The sequence below is a fragment of the Mesorhizobium sp. PAMC28654 genome, assembly GCF_020616515.1.
In the GTDB taxonomy this organism is placed as follows: Bacteria; Pseudomonadota; Alphaproteobacteria; order Rhizobiales; family Rhizobiaceae; genus Mesorhizobium.
Genome location: NZ_CP085135.1, coordinates 837,107 through 851,673 on the forward strand (window position 1 = coordinate 837,107; position 14,567 = coordinate 851,673).

13 protein-coding genes are annotated in these 14,567 nt (G+C 61.7%); 9 read left to right on the forward strand and 4 right to left on the reverse strand.

The window, feature by feature from the left end; translation table 11 throughout:
* Nucleotides 1-6: 6 nt before the first annotated feature.
* Nucleotides 7-465 (forward strand): type II toxin-antitoxin system RatA family toxin, encoded by a 459-nt coding sequence (locus LGH82_RS04105; protein ID WP_227347401.1) that lies wholly within the window; start codon nucleotides 7-9, stop codon nucleotides 463-465.
* Here LGH82_RS04105 and LGH82_RS04110 read toward each other — a convergent pair.
* Both LGH82_RS04110 and LGH82_RS04115 read right to left on the reverse strand, forming a co-directional pair.
* Nucleotides 441-950: a CinA family protein gene (locus LGH82_RS04110; RefSeq protein ID WP_227347402.1), complete on the reverse strand. Its 510-nt coding sequence runs from the start codon at nucleotides 948-950 to the stop codon at nucleotides 441-443. The two genes, LGH82_RS04105 and LGH82_RS04110, sit on opposite strands and share 25 nt — an antisense overlap.
* A complete protein-coding gene (locus tag LGH82_RS04115) occupies nucleotides 947-2,176 on the reverse strand; it encodes a bifunctional 2-C-methyl-D-erythritol 4-phosphate cytidylyltransferase/2-C-methyl-D-erythritol 2,4-cyclodiphosphate synthase (RefSeq protein WP_227347403.1) in 1,230 nt (409 codons plus the stop codon). Before LGH82_RS04115 ends, LGH82_RS04110 begins: the two co-directional genes overlap by 4 nt.
* 141 nt (nucleotides 2,177-2,317) lie before the next feature.
* Here LGH82_RS04115 and dusB point away from each other — a divergent pair, with 141 nt between their 5' ends.
* The 8 genes from dusB (at nucleotide 2,318) to hflX (ending at nucleotide 12,464) form a co-directional block, all read left to right on the forward strand.
* Nucleotides 2,318-3,346 (forward strand): tRNA dihydrouridine synthase DusB, encoded by a 1,029-nt coding sequence (gene dusB, locus LGH82_RS04120; RefSeq protein ID WP_227347404.1) that lies wholly within the window; start codon nucleotides 2,318-2,320, stop codon nucleotides 3,344-3,346.
* Nucleotides 3,343-4,485 carry a two-component system sensor histidine kinase NtrB gene (locus LGH82_RS04125; protein WP_227347405.1) on the forward strand — a complete coding sequence of 381 codons (1,143 nt, stop codon included), beginning with the start codon at nucleotides 3,343-3,345 and terminating at the stop codon, nucleotides 4,483-4,485. The genes dusB and LGH82_RS04125 overlap by 4 nt, the downstream gene beginning before the upstream one ends.
* A complete protein-coding gene (ntrC, locus tag LGH82_RS04130) occupies nucleotides 4,482-5,942 on the forward strand; it encodes a nitrogen regulation protein NR(I) (RefSeq protein WP_227347406.1) in 1,461 nt (486 codons plus the stop codon). Before LGH82_RS04125 ends, ntrC begins: the two co-directional genes overlap by 4 nt.
* Before the next feature lie 136 nt (nucleotides 5,943-6,078).
* Entirely contained in the window at nucleotides 6,079-8,370 is a 2,292-nt protein-coding gene (locus LGH82_RS04135) for a sensor histidine kinase NtrY-like (RefSeq protein ID WP_227347407.1), read from the forward strand.
* Nucleotides 8,360-9,721 carry a sigma-54-dependent transcriptional regulator gene (locus LGH82_RS04140; protein WP_227347408.1) on the forward strand — a complete coding sequence of 454 codons (1,362 nt, stop codon included), beginning with the start codon at nucleotides 8,360-8,362 and terminating at the stop codon, nucleotides 9,719-9,721. Before LGH82_RS04135 ends, LGH82_RS04140 begins: the two co-directional genes overlap by 11 nt.
* A gap of 99 nt (nucleotides 9,722-9,820) precedes the next feature.
* Nucleotides 9,821-10,684, forward strand: coding sequence for a D-amino-acid transaminase (locus LGH82_RS04145; protein ID WP_227347409.1), 864 nt, complete (start codon nucleotides 9,821-9,823; stop codon nucleotides 10,682-10,684).
* A gap of 145 nt (nucleotides 10,685-10,829) precedes the next feature.
* Nucleotides 10,830-11,075: an RNA chaperone Hfq gene (gene hfq / locus LGH82_RS04150; protein WP_006202172.1), complete on the forward strand. Its 246-nt coding sequence runs from the start codon at nucleotides 10,830-10,832 to the stop codon at nucleotides 11,073-11,075.
* Entirely contained in the window at nucleotides 11,076-12,464 is a 1,389-nt protein-coding gene (hflX, locus tag LGH82_RS04155) for a GTPase HflX (RefSeq protein ID WP_227347410.1), read from the forward strand.
* A gap of 6 nt (nucleotides 12,465-12,470) precedes the next feature.
* On the opposite strand, the gene mazG is transcribed toward hflX, so the two are convergent.
* Nucleotides 12,471-13,295, reverse strand: a complete 825-nt coding sequence (mazG, locus tag LGH82_RS04160; RefSeq protein ID WP_227347411.1) for a nucleoside triphosphate pyrophosphohydrolase — start codon at nucleotides 13,293-13,295, stop codon at nucleotides 12,471-12,473.
* A 76-nt stretch (nucleotides 13,296-13,371) separates the two neighbouring features.
* Nucleotides 13,372-14,556, reverse strand: a complete 1,185-nt coding sequence (locus tag LGH82_RS04165) for an aromatic amino acid transaminase (protein ID WP_227347412.1) — start codon at nucleotides 14,554-14,556, stop codon at nucleotides 13,372-13,374.
* Nucleotides 14,557-14,567: the final 11 nt, after the last annotated feature.

Here is a 14,567-nt window from a genome sequence, read left to right on the forward strand (position 1 = left end):
GGTTTCATGCCAAAATTCGAAGCAACCCGCCGGGTATCGCACACGCCGGAACAGATGTTCGCGCTGGTCGCCAATGTCGAGACCTATCCGCAGTTCCTGCCGCTTTGCGAGGCGCTGACGGTGCGTTCGCGCAAGGAGCGTGACGGGCGCACGATCCTCCTGGCCGACATGAGCGTTGGCTACAAGGCGATCCGCGAAACCTTTACCACGCAGGTGTTGTTGAAGCCGGACGAGAAGGCGATCGACGTCAAGTACATCGACGGTCCGTTCAAATACCTGACCAATGTCTGGCGTTTCGAGCCGGCGGAGGGCGGCTGCGATGTCCGTTTCTTCATAGACTATGAGTTCAAGAGCCGCATTCTGGGCGCGGTCATGGGGACCATGTTCGACCGCGCCTTCCGCATGTTCGCCGAGGCTTTCGAGAAGCGCGCGGACGTTATCTACGGCAAGACCCCCGCGGTCTGACCTTCGTCGAGTGCCTGCAGGCCAAGTTCGAGCGCGTGCTTGACCGTTTCGCGTCGGATGAAATCACGGCCATTGTCGGCAAACTGCTCACATTCGGCGAGAATCGGTTGGCCGGCCAAGGCGACACCAAACCAGACCAGGCCGACAGGCTTCTCCGCTGACCCGCCGCCGGGACCGGCAATGCCGGTGACCGCAAGTGTCAACCCGGCCCGCGAGCGGGCCAGGGCGCCGCTTGCCATCTCCATCGCGGTTTCGCGCGAAACCGCGCCATGCGCTTCAAGCGTGGCGGCGGAAACGCCAAGCATCTCCATCTTGGCTTCGTTGGAATAAGTGATGAAGCCGCGATCGACCACGGCCGAAGAACCGGCGATGTCGGTCATGGCAGCAACGATCATGCCGCCGGTGCAGCTCTCGGCCGTCGCCAGCATGATGCCACGCTGCTGGCAGGCTCGAAATAACGCATTCGCCAGATCACCATTGTTCATTCCGGGACCTCACCGGGAAACACCACGCTAGCGGTGGCGATTGCCGCTATGCCTTCTTCGCGGCCGACAAAACCGAGCTTCTCGTTGGTTGTCGCCTTGATCGAAATTCGGTCAGGGGAAATCCTCAGCATGTCGGAAAGGGCTGATGTCATCGCCTCGCGATGCGGGCCGACCCGCGGCGCTTCGCAGATCAGCGTGATATCGGCATTGGCGATGCGCCCGCCGCGTTCGCGTACCAGTTTAGCCGCGTGTTCGACGAAGATACGTGACGCCGCGCCCCTCCATTGCGGATCGGAGGGCGGGAAATGCGTTCCGATATCGCCGGCGCCGCATGTGGCCAGCAGCGCATCTGTCAAGGCATGGAGGCCAACATCGGCGTCCGAATGACCGGAGAGCTTCTTGTCGTGCGGAATGGCGACGCCGCACAGAGTGACGTGATCGCCAGCCTCGAAGGCATGGACGTCATAGCCATTGCCGGTCCTGATATCTGGAAAGTGCATCCGTTCGCCGGAAAGTCGCTGGTGCGCCATGGCAATGTCCCTTGCCCAGGTGAGTTTGACATTGTCCGGCGAGCCCGGAACGATTTTTACTGGAATATGCGCCCACTCGGCGATCGCGGCGTCGTCGGTGAAGTCGCTCTTTCCCAGATGATGCGCTTTTTCGTGCGCTGCCAGTATCGGCCAGAACGGAAAACCCTGCGGTGTCTGGGCGGCATGCAATCCCGCCCTCGGAACCGTTTCGCCGATCATGCCAGCAGCCGATTCCCGTTTCAGCGTATCGGCAATCGGCAGGGCAGGCAGTGCCCCCTGACGCTCACCGATGGTGGCAATCGTGCGGTCGATGAGTTCGGCGTCGACGAACGGCCGGACGGCGTCATGAATCAGTACCTGTCCCGGTGCGTGGCTCCTCAGCGCCAGCAGGCCGAGCCGGACGGAATCCTGCCTTGTGGCTCCGCCAATGACCATCATTATCCTGTCGGCATGGCCGCTTGCCGCCTGCTGAAACAGATCGAGATCGTCGGCATGGATGGCTACAACGACGGGGCCGGTCCGTGGATGTGCCAGGAACACGTCCAGTGTCCGTGCGATGACGGCGCTGCCGCCAATGCTTTGATATTGCTTCGGCCCATTGGCCTGTCCGGCGCGCGCACCACGGCCGGCCGCGACGATAACCACCGCGACCTTGCCATCCGTGCCCGAAGCCTGAATTTTACTTGCGTCAGTCATGCTGATTGGTCCTAGTCGCGGCCAAGGCCGAAGGCCAGCAATTTTCCCAAATGCGCCTTAATGTGGCGTCATTCCGCGTTGCACATTGCCGGTCTTCTGGCTAGAGAATGTGCAGCAATTGAACATGCTTGGTTTTTGTGCATGCCTGAGTTAAGCAAATTGGCCGCGCCACTGGACGTTGGGGGCATAAGAATACGCAATCGCGTGTTCCTGGCCCCCATGTCGGGAATCACCGACGAGCCATTCCGGCAGCGCGCCCATGCGCACGGGGCCGGACTGGTCGTGTCCGAAATGGTGGCGAGCGGCGAACTGGCCAAGGGGCGAGCCGGTTGCGACCTGCGCATCCGCCATTCCGGACTGCCCGTCCACATGGTCCAGCTTGCTGGCCGCGAAGCGCTGCACATGGCCGAAGGCGCGCGCATCGCCGCGGGCGAGGGCGCTGACATCATCGATATCAACATGGGCTGCCCGGCCAAGAAGGTGACTGGCGGCTATGCCGGTTCGGCATTGATGCTGGATCTCGACCATGCGCTGTCGCTGATCGAGGCCGTGATTGGCGCGGTCGAGGTGCCTGTGACGGTCAAGATGCGCCTTGGGTGGGATGAAAGCGCGCTCAATGCGCCGATACTTGCGCGCCGCGCCGAGCAGGCCGGCGTCAGGATGGTGACTGTGCATGGCCGCACGCGCTGCCAGTTCTACCAGGGCAAGGCCGACTGGCGCGCCATTGCCCGCGTCAAGGAAGCCGTGTCCATCCCCGTCGTTGCCAATGGCGACGTTTCCTCGCCGACGGAGGCCGCCGAGGTCCTCGACCAGTCCGGCGCTGACGCAATCATGATCGGCCGAGCGCATTACGGCGCGCCCTGGATGGCAGGCAGCATAGCTGCGGCGACTCTGGAACAAGTCGCTCCCGGCATCCCCGCCAGCGGGCAAGCCTTGGCTGACTATGTCGTCTCCCACTACGAGGACATGCTGGCCCTTTATGGCAAGGAGAGCGGGCTGCGTCAGGCGCGCAAGCATCTTGGCTGGTATCTTGACCGGCACGCCTCCAGTGTCAGCCACGAGCATCGCAAGGCCATACTCACCTCATTCGAGCCCGAGCGCGTCATCGTGCTGCTGCGCGACGTTTTTTCAGGCGCGCCGGAAACACTGAGCCTGCGGAGCGCGGCATGAATTCCCCGGTAGCACAGGGCATTGAAATGGCGGAGGCCGCCCACATCGTGCTCAACACGATTCGACGCCCCGTAATCATGGTCGATGGGGAAGGGTTCATAACCTACGCCAATGCGGATGCTGAGGATTTCTTCCGCTCGAGCGCGAACATGCTTGCCCGCAACACATTGTCCAAGCTCATTCCTTTCGGCAGCCCGCTGTTGACACTAGTCGATCAGGTGCGCGAGCGCCGCGCCCCCGTCAACGAATACCGGGTCGACGTTTCCTCGCCGCGCCTCGGCATCGAGAAGGTCGTCGATCTCTATGTCGCGCCGGTGCCGGAGTTTCCCGGCTCCGTCGTGGTGATGTTCCAGGAACGGTCGATGGCCGACAAGATCGATCGGCAGATGACGCATCGCGGCGCGGCGCGCTCGGTGACTGGTCTGGCCGCGATGCTGGCCCATGAGATCAAGAACCCGTTGTCGGGGATCAGGGGTGCTGCCCAACTGCTCGAACTGTCGGCGTCGGACGAGGATCGTGCACTGACACGCCTCATCACCGACGAGACCGATCGCATCGTGTCGTTGGTCGATCGCATGGAAGTGTTCTCCGACGAGCGGCCGATCGACCGCTATCCGGTCAATATCCACGTCGTTCTCGATCACGTGAAGGCGATTGCCAAGAACGGATTTGCAAAGAGAATCAAGATATTGGAGGACTATGATCCATCATTGCCTCCGGTTTTTGCCAATCGCGATCAACTCATCCAGGTGTTTCTGAATCTGGTCAAGAATGCCGCCGAGGCGATAGGCAGCGACCCGCAGGGCGAGATCATCCTGTCGACGGCCTTTCGCCCGGGCATTCGTGTTTCGGTTCCAGGCACCCAGGATCGCGTATCACTGCCGCTGGAATTCTGTGTTCGGGACAATGGCTCTGGCGTGTCCGAGGACATCCTGCCGATCCTGTTCGATCCCTTCATCACCACCAAGCCGAACGGTTCGGGCCTTGGGCTGGCGTTGGTTGCCAAGATCGTCGGTGAGCATGGCGGCATCATCGAATGCGATTCGACGCCGCGCGGAACCACCTTCCGCATCCTGATGCCCGCCTGGAAAGAAACGCCGTTCGGCGCCGACGATGACAGTGAAGGAGACCGCAAATGACCGTTCGCGGCAATATTCTGGTCGCCGACGACGACGCGGCGATCCGCACCGTTCTCAATCAGGCACTGTCGCGCGTCGGCCACGATGTGCGCGTGACATCCAACGCCTCGACCCTGTGGCGCTGGGTTGCGGCGGGCGAGGGCGATCTGGTCATCACCGATGTGGTCATGCCGGACGAGAACGCCTTTGACATGCTGCCGCGCATCAAGAAGGCGCGACCGGAGCTGCCGGTTATCGTCATGAGCGCGCAGAACACTTTCATGACCGCGATTCGCGCCTCTGAAACCGGTGCCTACGAATATCTGCCGAAGCCGTTCGACCTGACGGAGCTCCTCAACATCGTCAACCGGGCGCTTTCCGAACCTCGCAAGCCGAAGATCGATACGCGGCCGGAAGAACAGCCTGACGCGATGCCGCTGGTCGGCCGCTCAGCCGCCATGCAGGACATCTACCGCATGCTGGCGCGCATGATGCAGACCGACCTGACGGTGATGATCAGTGGCGAATCCGGCACCGGCAAGGAACTGGTGGCGCGCGCGCTGCACGAGTATGGCCGCCGTCGTGGCGGTCCATTCGTTGCCATCAACATGGCGGCGATACCACGCGATCTGATCGAATCGGAACTGTTCGGCCATGAGAAGGGTGCCTTCACCGGTGCGCAGAACCGATCGTCCGGTCGTTTCGAGCAGGCCGAGGGCGGCACGCTGTTCCTCGACGAGATCGGCGACATGCCGATGGAGGCGCAGACGCGCCTGCTGCGCGTGCTCCAGCAAGGCGAATACACGACCGTTGGCGGACGCACGCCGATCAAGACCGATGTGCGCATTGTTGCCGCCACCAACAAGGATCTGCGTACGCTGATCAACCAGGGGCTTTTCCGCGAAGACCTTTTCTATCGCCTGAATGTCGTGCCACTGCGGCTGCCGGCGCTGCGCGAACGCTCGGAGGACGTTCCGGACCTTGTCCGGCATTTCTTCAAGCTGGGCGCCATGGAAGGCCTGCAGACCAAGCGCATTTCCACCGGCGGCATCGAGTTGATGAAGCGATATCCCTGGCCGGGCAATGTGCGCGAACTTGAAAATCTTGTCCGCAGGCTGGCCGCGCTCTATTCGCAGGACGAGATTTCCGCCGAGATCATCGAGGCGGAACTGAAGACAGGCGAGCGGCCGGTCGTTCCCGGCGGCGGCAATCTCATTCCCGACGACCTGTCCATCGGCCAGGCGGTTGAGCATTTCCTGCAGCGCTATTTCGCATCATTCGCCGGCGAACTGCCGCCTGCCGGCCTCTACCAGCGCATTCTGTCCGAGGTTGAATATCCGCTGGTGCTGGCCTCGATGACGGCAACGCGCGGCAACCAGGTCAAGGCCGCCGAACTGCTGGGGCTAAACCGCAACACGCTGCGCAAGAAGATCCGCGAACTCGGCGTCAACGTCTACAAGTCGTCGAGACAGGGCTGATCCCCGGCAAGAAGCGCGCCTTTAGGTCGTTTTTAGGGGATGGTTGCCGAAACATTTCCGTCTCGGCCACACTTGTTGCATAATCGCCACAATGCGTTGCATACATCCGACGCAATCAATGGCTTTAGACGGCGACATGGCCCTGCAGTTACCAATTCTGAAAGAATCGCTTTTCAGCGAGATCCGTCGAAAGGATGGGCGCCGGTTGCTTGCGCTGCCGGGCGTGATCGCTGTCGTGGGAGCATTGGTCGCCGCGGCCATATCGTTCGCCATTCTGGTGGGCGCCACGCCGATCACCCCGAATGAGACGACGACGCTGGCGCTGATTGCTCTCAACGCCGCCTTCGTCCTCTTCCTTATCGCACTCGTCGGGCGCGAGGTGCACCGCATCCTCATGGCGCGCCGGCACGGCAGGGCCGCGTCGCGCCTGCATGTTCGCATCGTGGCGATGTTTGCGCTGGTCGCGGCAATTCCCGCCATCATGGTGGCGATCATCGCGTCGATCACGCTCGACATAGGCCTCGATCGCTGGTTTGAAATCCGCACCAAGACGATCGTCAATTCGTCGCTGTCGATCGCCGACGCCTATGTGCAGGAAAATGCCCGCAACCTTCAGGGCACGACGCTGTCGATGGCCTACGATCTGGATGCATCGCGCACGCTCTACGGCCTCGATCGAACCGGCTTCCTCGATCTGATGAACAAGGAGGCTGTCGGGCGGACGCTGGCACATGCGGCACTGATCAAGCCGGATGGCTCCTTTGTCATGAGTGCCAAGACTGATGCCGATTTTGCCATGCCGGAGCCACCGGAGGGCGCCGTAGCGAGCGCCGTCGATGGCAAGCCGGTGCTGATCGAGCCGAAAACGCGCAACATCATGGGCGCCATCGTCAAGCTGCGTGAGATCGATGGCCTCTATCTCTACACCATCCGCCTCGTTGACCCCGAAGTGATCAAGGCGCGACAGATCGTCAAGGCCAACACGGACGAGTATCGCGGCCTCGAGGACAATCGCCGCACCTCGCAGGTGGCCTTCGCACTTCCATATCTGTCGCTGACGCTCATCATCATCCTGTCCGCCATCTGGACCGGCATCGCCGTTGCCGACCGGCTGGTACGACCCATTCGTCAGCTGATCGGGGCCGCCGACGAGGTCGCGACCGGCAATCTCGATGTCTCGGTTCCCGTCCGGCCCTCCGACGGCGACGTCGCATCGCTTGGTGACACGTTCAACAAGATGCTGTTGGAACTGAAATCGCAGCGCAATGAGATCCTGTCCGCCAAGGACCTCATCGACGAGCGGCGACGCTTCTCGGAAGCGGTGCTTGCAGGCGTTACCGCGGGCGTCATCGGTGTTGATCCGTATGGCATCGTCACCATCGTCAACCGGTCGGCTGAAACGATGCTGGCCATATCCGCCACGGCAGCACTCGGCCAGAACCTGTCCACCGTGCTGCCGCATGTCGGCCGCGTCTTCGAGATCGGCCGCAAGTCGGGAAAACCCGTCTATCGCGAGCAGGTGACCTTCTATCGCACCGGCGCCGAGCGCACCTTCAACGTGCAGATCACGATCGAGGCCGGCAACGATGGCGCGGAAGAAAAATCCTATGTTGTCACGATCGACGACATTACCGATCTGGTACAGGCTCAGCGCTCTTCCGCCTGGGCGGACGTGGCGCGTCGCATCGCCCACGAGATCAAGAATCCGCTGACGCCGATTCAGCTTTCCGCCGAACGTATCAAGCGCCGCTACGGCAAGGTGATCACCGAGGACCGCGAGGTTTTCGACCAATGCACCGACACGATCATCCGGCAGGTCGAGGACATCGGCCGCATGGTCGACGAATTCTCGGCATTCGCACGCATGCCCAAACCCGAAATGAAGGCGATAGACCTGCGCGAATCGCTGCGCGAGGCCTCGTTCCTGATCGAGGTCAGCCGTTCGGACATCACCTTCGAAAGGGTGTTCGGCACTGAGCCGCTCAAAGGCACGTTTGACAGCCGTCTGATGGCGCAGGCTTTCGGCAACATCATCAAGAACGCGGCCGAGGCCATAGACGGACTTGATGAAGAGGATGGTTACCACGGCATAATCCGGATTCAGGCCGGGCGTCAGAATGGCGCGATTCGCATCGACGTCATCGACAACGGAAAAGGTTTGCCGCGTGAGAATCGTCAAAGGCTGCTGGAGCCCTATATGACGACGCGCGAGAAGGGCACGGGGCTCGGCCTCGCTATCGTCAAGAAGATCGTGGAGGACCATGGCGGCAGGCTCGAACTCAATGATGCACCCGCGGACTTCCACAATGGACGCGGCGCGATGATCTCAATCATCCTGCCGCCAGCCGCTGCCACCGCACCGTCGTCGCGCGGCGAGGGCGGGACGGAATACGAACGAGAAACTGAAAAGGTCGGTAATGGCGTCTGACATTCTCATCGTCGATGACGAAGAAGACATCCGTGAACTTGTCGCCGGTATCCTGAGCGACGAAGGTCATGAAACCCGCACGGCATTCGATGCCGACAGCGCGCTGGCGGCGATCGCCGACCGAGCGCCGAGGCTGATCTTCCTCGACATTTGGCTGCAGGGATCGCGCCTCGACGGTCTGGCGTTGCTGGACGAGATCAAGACGATGCATCCGAACCTGCCCGTGGTGATGATCTCGGGCCACGGCAATATTGAAACCGCGGTGTCGGCCATCCGTCGCGGCGCCTATGACTTCATCGAGAAGCCATTCAAGGCCGACAGGCTGATTCTGATCGCGGAGCGTGCGCTCGAAACCTCGAAATTGAAGCGCGAAGTCTCGGACCTCAAGCAGCGCAGTGGCGAGACCTTCGACCTGATCGGCATGTCGTCGGCGATGAGCCAGTTACGCCAGACCATCGAGCGTGTCGCGCCGACTAACAGCCGCGTCATGATCATTGGCCCCTCCGGATCAGGCAAGGAACTTGCCGCGCGCGCCATCCATACGCTGTCGGCGCGCAAGACCGCGCCGTTTGTCACGCTCAGTGCCGCCAACATCACGCCCGAGCGCATGGAGATCGAGCTGTTCGGCACCGAATCGAACGGTGTGGAGCGCAAGGTCGGCGCGCTGGAGGAGGCGCACCGCGGCATTCTCTATATCGACGAAGTGGCCGACATGCCGCGTGAGACACAGAACAAGATCCTGCGCGTGCTGGTTGAACAGCAGTTCGAACGGGTAGGGGGCACCAAGCGGGTCAAGGTTGATGTCCGCATCATTTCCTCGACCTCGCAGAACCTCGAGGCGATGATCGCCGATGGTCGTTTTCGCGAGGATCTCTACCACCGTCTGGCCGTGGTTCCGGTCATGGTGCCGGGCTTGGCCGAGCGGCGCGAGGACATCCCCTATCTCGTCGACAATTTCATGAAGCAGATCGCTCGACAGGCCGGCATCAAGCCACGCCGTATCGGCGATGACGCGCTTGCCGTGCTGCAGGCGCATAACTGGCCCGGCAACGTCCGCCAGCTGCGCAACAATGTCGAGCGGCTGATGATCCTGGCACGCGGCGACGATGTCGATTCGCCGATCACCGCCGACCTTCTGCCGTCCGAGATCGGCGATGTCATGCCGCGAACGCCGAACCAGTCGGACCAGCACATCATGGCGCTGCCGCTGCGCGAGGCCCGTGAACAGTTCGAGAAGGACTATCTGATCGCCCAGATCAACCGCTTCGGCGGCAACATCTCGAAAACCGCCGAGTTCATCGGCATGGAACGCTCCGCGCTTCATCGCAAGCTGAAGTCGCTCGGCGTCTGATCCCGTCCGTCGTCCCGCCCGCCGTGGCCTACGTAATTGTCGGTTACGGCAGCGGCGGAATTGCCTAAGAAAGCCCGAGAATTCTTGCAGGGGTGGACCATGTCGCGCATTGCCTATGTGAACGGGCGCTATGTCGCTCACGCCGACGCTTCGGTGCACATCGAGGATCGCGGCTATCAGTTCGCCGACGGTGTCTATGAGGTCTGCGAGGTTGCACGGGGCTTTATTGTCGATATGCCTCGTCATCTTGCGCGGCTGAACCGTTCACTGACCGAATTGTCGATCGACTGGCCGGTCAGCCGGGGCGTATTGCCGCTCCTCCTGCGCGAGGTGGTCAACCGCAATCATGTCGTGGATGGCCTGGTCTATGTCCAGGTGACGCGCGGCGTTGCCAGCCGGGATTTTGTTTTTCCGGTCGCGGGCACGAAGCCGTCATTGGTGATTACGGCGAAGAAGGCCGATCCCGCCGCAAACGCGAAGCGTGTCGAGACCGGTATCAAGGTTATTACCGTGCCGGAGAATCGTTGGGACCGGGTCGACATCAAGAGTGTCGGATTGTTGCCCAATGTGCTGGCCAAGCAGAAGGCCAAGGAGGCCGGCGCCCAGGAGGCATGGTTCGTCGACGTTGACGGCAACGTCAAGGAAGGCGGATCGTCCAATGCGTGGATCGTCACCAGGGACGGCGTTCTTGTGACACGGCCAGCCGAGCACGGTATTTTGCGCGGCATCACCCGTACGACCCTTTTCGATGTCGCCGCCAAACTCGGGTTGAAAGTCGAGGAGCGAGGGTTTTCGGTTGCCGAGGCCAAGGCCGCGCGGGAGGCCTTCCTCAGCTCCGCGACCACGATTGCCATGCCGATTATAGCGATTGACGGCGATCCCGTCGCCAACGGCCATCCCGGCTCAATAACACTTTCGTTGCGGCAAGCCTTTTTTGACATTGCGGAAAAAAGTCCAGCCTGATAACCGCACAGGTGGAATGAACATCAATATATCTCGTTCTGCTTGTCGTTCCTGACGACAAGACGGTGTTTGCGCGCTTGACATGGGCCGGTTAATTTGGCGCATTGGCTTGCAAACCGAAGGGGATCGGCGAAAGACAAGAACAATGGCGGAACGATCGCAAAACCTTCAGGACCTGTTCCTGAATTCAGTTCGCAAGAGCAAGAACCCGCTCACCATCTTTCTCATCAACGGCGTGAAGCTGACCGGCGTGGTCACCTCATTCGACAATTTCTGCGTTCTGTTGCGCCGGGACGGTCACTCCCAGCTCGTCTACAAGCACGCCATTTCCACGATCATGCCGAGCCAGCCGGTTCAGATGTTCGATGGCGAGGAAAGCCAGGGCGCCTGATTGGCACGTGAGAAAGACGCGGACCGCAGCGTTCGTGGAAAATCAGCACAGCCGGGGACGGAAGATAAAGGTCCGACCCGCGCCGTTGTTGTCGTGCCTGTGCTTACCCGCCAGCCGCGCGGCGACGATGAAAAAAATCGCCCTCGGCTGACGCGTTCGGCCGACGCCCGCCGCGACGAGGCGGTCGGCCTTGCCCGTGCCATCAACCTTGACCCCATCCATACCGCGGTTGTGACCGTCAACGATCCGCGTCCGGCGACCTTGCTTGGCAGCGGTAAGGTTGCGGAGTTCGCCGAGATCGTCAAAGAGGGTCACGCCGAGCTGGTCATCGTCGATCATCCGTTGACGCCGGTGCAGCAGCGCAATCTCGAAAAGGAATTGAACGCCAAGGTGCTGGACCGCACCGGGCTTATCCTGGAGATTTTCGGCGAGCGAGCGCGAACCAAGGAAGGCACGCTGCAGGTCGAACTGGCCCATCTGAATTACCAGAAAGGCCGGCTCGTGCGCAGCTGGACGCACCTTGAACGGCAGCGCGGCGGCGCCGGCTTCCTAGGCGGCCCCGGTGAAACGCAGATCGAATCCGACCGGCGGCAGTTGCAGGAAAAGATCATCAAGCTGAAGCACGAGCTGGAAACGGTGCGGCGTACGCGCGACCTCCACCGTGCCAAGCGCAAGAAGGTACCTTTCCCGGTGGTCGCGATCGTCGGCTATACAAACGCCGGCAAGTCGACGCTGTTCAACAGGCTGACCGGAGCTGACGTCCTGGCGGAGGACATGCTGTTCGCCACCCTCGATCCGACATTGCGTCGCGTGCGCCTGCCACACGGCACGCCGATCATCCTGTCCGACACGGTGGGCTTCATCTCCGATCTGCCGACGCATCTGATCGCGGCCTTCCGGGCAACGCTGGAGGAGGTGGTCGAGGCGGATCTCGTCATCCACCTGCGCGACATTTCCGATCCCGATACTGCCGCGCAGGCTGAGGATGTCGAGCGCATCCTCGCCGATCTCGGCGTGGATGCAGGCGACACCAAGCGCGTCATCGAAGTGTGGAACAAGATCGACCAGCTCGACGAAGGCAACAGAAACCGGCTGCTTGCTGACAGCGCTGACGGCAACAAGGCGCCACCGATTGCCATATCGGCGATCACCGGCGAGGGGATCGACGCGCTCAAGGCGATCATAGAGACGCGTATGTCGGGCGAGTTGGAGTCCCTGACCGTGACGATCGAGCCGGCACAATTCGGTCTTGTCGATTGGCTGTATCGCAATGGTGACGTCGTCTCCAGGACCGACAATGAAGATGGCAGTGTCACCATCTCACTGCAGGCCACGCAAATCGCCCGCGAAGAGATCGAAAGCCGATTGCTTCGCAAGAACAACGGCTAAGAGCGTTTATTTCGCGCTCTTGGCTTCCTGCCAAAGCGTTTCCATCTCGTCTAATGTCGCCTTTTCGAGCGTGCCGCCGGATGCTTCCACCGCCTGCTCGACATAGTGGAAGCGCGAGTGGAATTTTTCGTTTGTCCCGCTCAGCGCCGCCTCGGAATCGACCTTGAGGTGTCGTCCGAGATTGACGAAAGCAAACAACATGTCGCCGAACTCGTCCTTGATCGAAGCCGTGTCGCCCTTGGCCAGCGCCTCGCGCAATTCGCCGATCTCTTCCTCGATCTTGTCGAGGATCGGTGCTGCCTCGCTCCAGTCGAAGCCGACGCGGGCAGCCTTCTCCTGAAGCTTCAGCGCCCGGGTCAGCGCGGGCAAGGCGAGGGGAATACCGTCCAGAAAACCCTTGCCGTTGTCCTCGGGATCAAGCCCGCGAGCTAGGCGGGCGCTCCGCTTCTCGGCCTTCTCCTCGGACTTGATCTTTTCCCACATGCCCTTGGCCATGCCGGCGCTGCGGGCCTTCTCATCGCCGAAGACATGCGGATGGCGGCGGATCATCTTGGTCGTGATGGCCTGGACCACGTCGCCGAAGGCGAACTCACCGGCTTCCTCGGCCATTTGCGCGTGGTAGACGACCTGCAGCAGGAGATCGCCGAGTTCGTCGCGCAGGTCATCGAGATCTCCGCGCGCTATGGCATCCGCCACTTCGTAGGCTTCCTCGATCGTGTAGGGCGCGATGGTCGAGAAGTCCTGCTCGATGTCCCACGGACAGCCGGTCTTTGGCGCCCGTAACGCCGCCATGATCTCGATCAGGCGGGAAATGTCTTTCGATGGCTTCATGCGCCGAATGCTAACCTGCGGCCCGTCGCACGGCCAACGCTGTCGACCGGCGAGGGGATCTTGTCCACAGTTGGGCTCAATCCAGCACGGAAATAATGGCCTTGGCGAGCGCATCCATGCCGTCTTCCGGCAGGCCTGCCACATTGATGCGGCTGTCGCCGACCATGTAGACGGCATACTCGATACGCAAACGCTCTACCTGGGCTTCGGAAAGGCCAAGACGCGAAAACATGCCACGATGGTGGGCGACAAAATCAAAGCGGTCGGAATTGGACTGACGCCGCAACGCGTCGGCGAATGCGACCCGCAGCCTGAGCATGCGCTGGCGCATTTCCTCGAGCTCCGCCTCCCAGTCGGCGCGCAGCGCGGCGTCTTCGAGCACGATGCGCACGGCGGCCGCACCATGATCTGGCGGCATTGAGTACATGGCGCGCGCCGCCGACAGCATCTGGCTCATCGCCACATCCGCCTGGGCGCCGTCCTTGGCCATGACCATGGCCGCGCCAACACGGTCGCGATAGACAGCGAAGTTCTTCGAGCAGCTGGACGCAACGACCATTTCAGGAACCTTCGCGGCCAGAATCCGCAAGCCGGCGGCATCTGCGTCCAGGCCTTCGCCAAAACCCTGATAGGCGATGTCAACAAAGGGTAGCAGGCTGCGCTCTACGACCAGGTCGGCGACAGCAGTCCATTGCTGATCGCTCAGATTGGCACCCGTCGGGTTGTGGCAGCAACCGTGCAGCAACACCACATCGCCGCTTCTTGCCGTCCGCAGCGCCGCCAGCATGTCGTCGAAGCGAACGGCGCCCGAGGCGGCGTCGAAATACGGATAGTCGCGAATCTGCAGGCCGGCGGCGCGCATCACCGGCATATGGTTGGGCCATGTCGGGTCCGACAGCCAGATGGTTGCATCGGAACGGGTCCGCTTGAGCAATTCCGCCACCAGGCGCAGCGCGCCGGAGCCGCCTGGCGCCTGCGCGGCGCGAATGCGCGTCAGATCGGCTGCCGGGCCAAAGGACAATTTGGCCATCGCCGTGTTGAAGGCGGTGTCGCCAACGAGCCCGAGATAGGTCTTGGTATCCTGGCTCTGCAGCAGACGCTCTTCAGCCTCGCGCACAGCGCGCATCACCGGTGTCTTGCCGTCGCGATCCTTGTAGACGCCGACGCCGAGATCGACCTTGTCGGGTCGCGGGTCAGCACGGTAGAGCCCGATCAGGGCGAGTATCTTGTCGGCGGGGGCTGGCTGCAGGTCTTCGAACATTGGTATGGTTC

Coding starts and splice junctions, on each gene's coding strand:
- LGH82_RS04105 (WP_227347401.1), top strand. CDS start 7: ATGCCAAAATTCGAAGCAACCCGCCGGGTATCGCACACGCCGGAACAG.
- LGH82_RS04110 (WP_227347402.1), bottom strand. CDS start 950: ATGAACAATGGTGATCTGGCGAATGCGTTATTTCGAGCCTGCCAGCAG.
- LGH82_RS04115 (WP_227347403.1), bottom strand. CDS start 2,176: ATGACTGACGCAAGTAAAATTCAGGCTTCGGGCACGGATGGCAAGGTC.
- dusB (WP_227347404.1), top strand. CDS start 2,318: ATGCCTGAGTTAAGCAAATTGGCCGCGCCACTGGACGTTGGGGGCATA.
- LGH82_RS04125 (WP_227347405.1), top strand. CDS start 3,343: ATGAATTCCCCGGTAGCACAGGGCATTGAAATGGCGGAGGCCGCCCAC.
- ntrC (WP_227347406.1), top strand. CDS start 4,482: ATGACCGTTCGCGGCAATATTCTGGTCGCCGACGACGACGCGGCGATC.
- LGH82_RS04135 (WP_227347407.1), top strand. CDS start 6,079: ATGGCCCTGCAGTTACCAATTCTGAAAGAATCGCTTTTCAGCGAGATC.
- LGH82_RS04140 (WP_227347408.1), top strand. CDS start 8,360: ATGGCGTCTGACATTCTCATCGTCGATGACGAAGAAGACATCCGTGAA.
- LGH82_RS04145 (WP_227347409.1), top strand. CDS start 9,821: ATGTCGCGCATTGCCTATGTGAACGGGCGCTATGTCGCTCACGCCGAC.
- hfq (WP_006202172.1), top strand. CDS start 10,830: ATGGCGGAACGATCGCAAAACCTTCAGGACCTGTTCCTGAATTCAGTT.
- mazG (WP_227347411.1), bottom strand. CDS start 13,295: ATGAAGCCATCGAAAGACATTTCCCGCCTGATCGAGATCATGGCGGCG.
- LGH82_RS04165 (WP_227347412.1), bottom strand. CDS start 14,556: ATGTTCGAAGACCTGCAGCCAGCCCCCGCCGACAAGATACTCGCCCTG.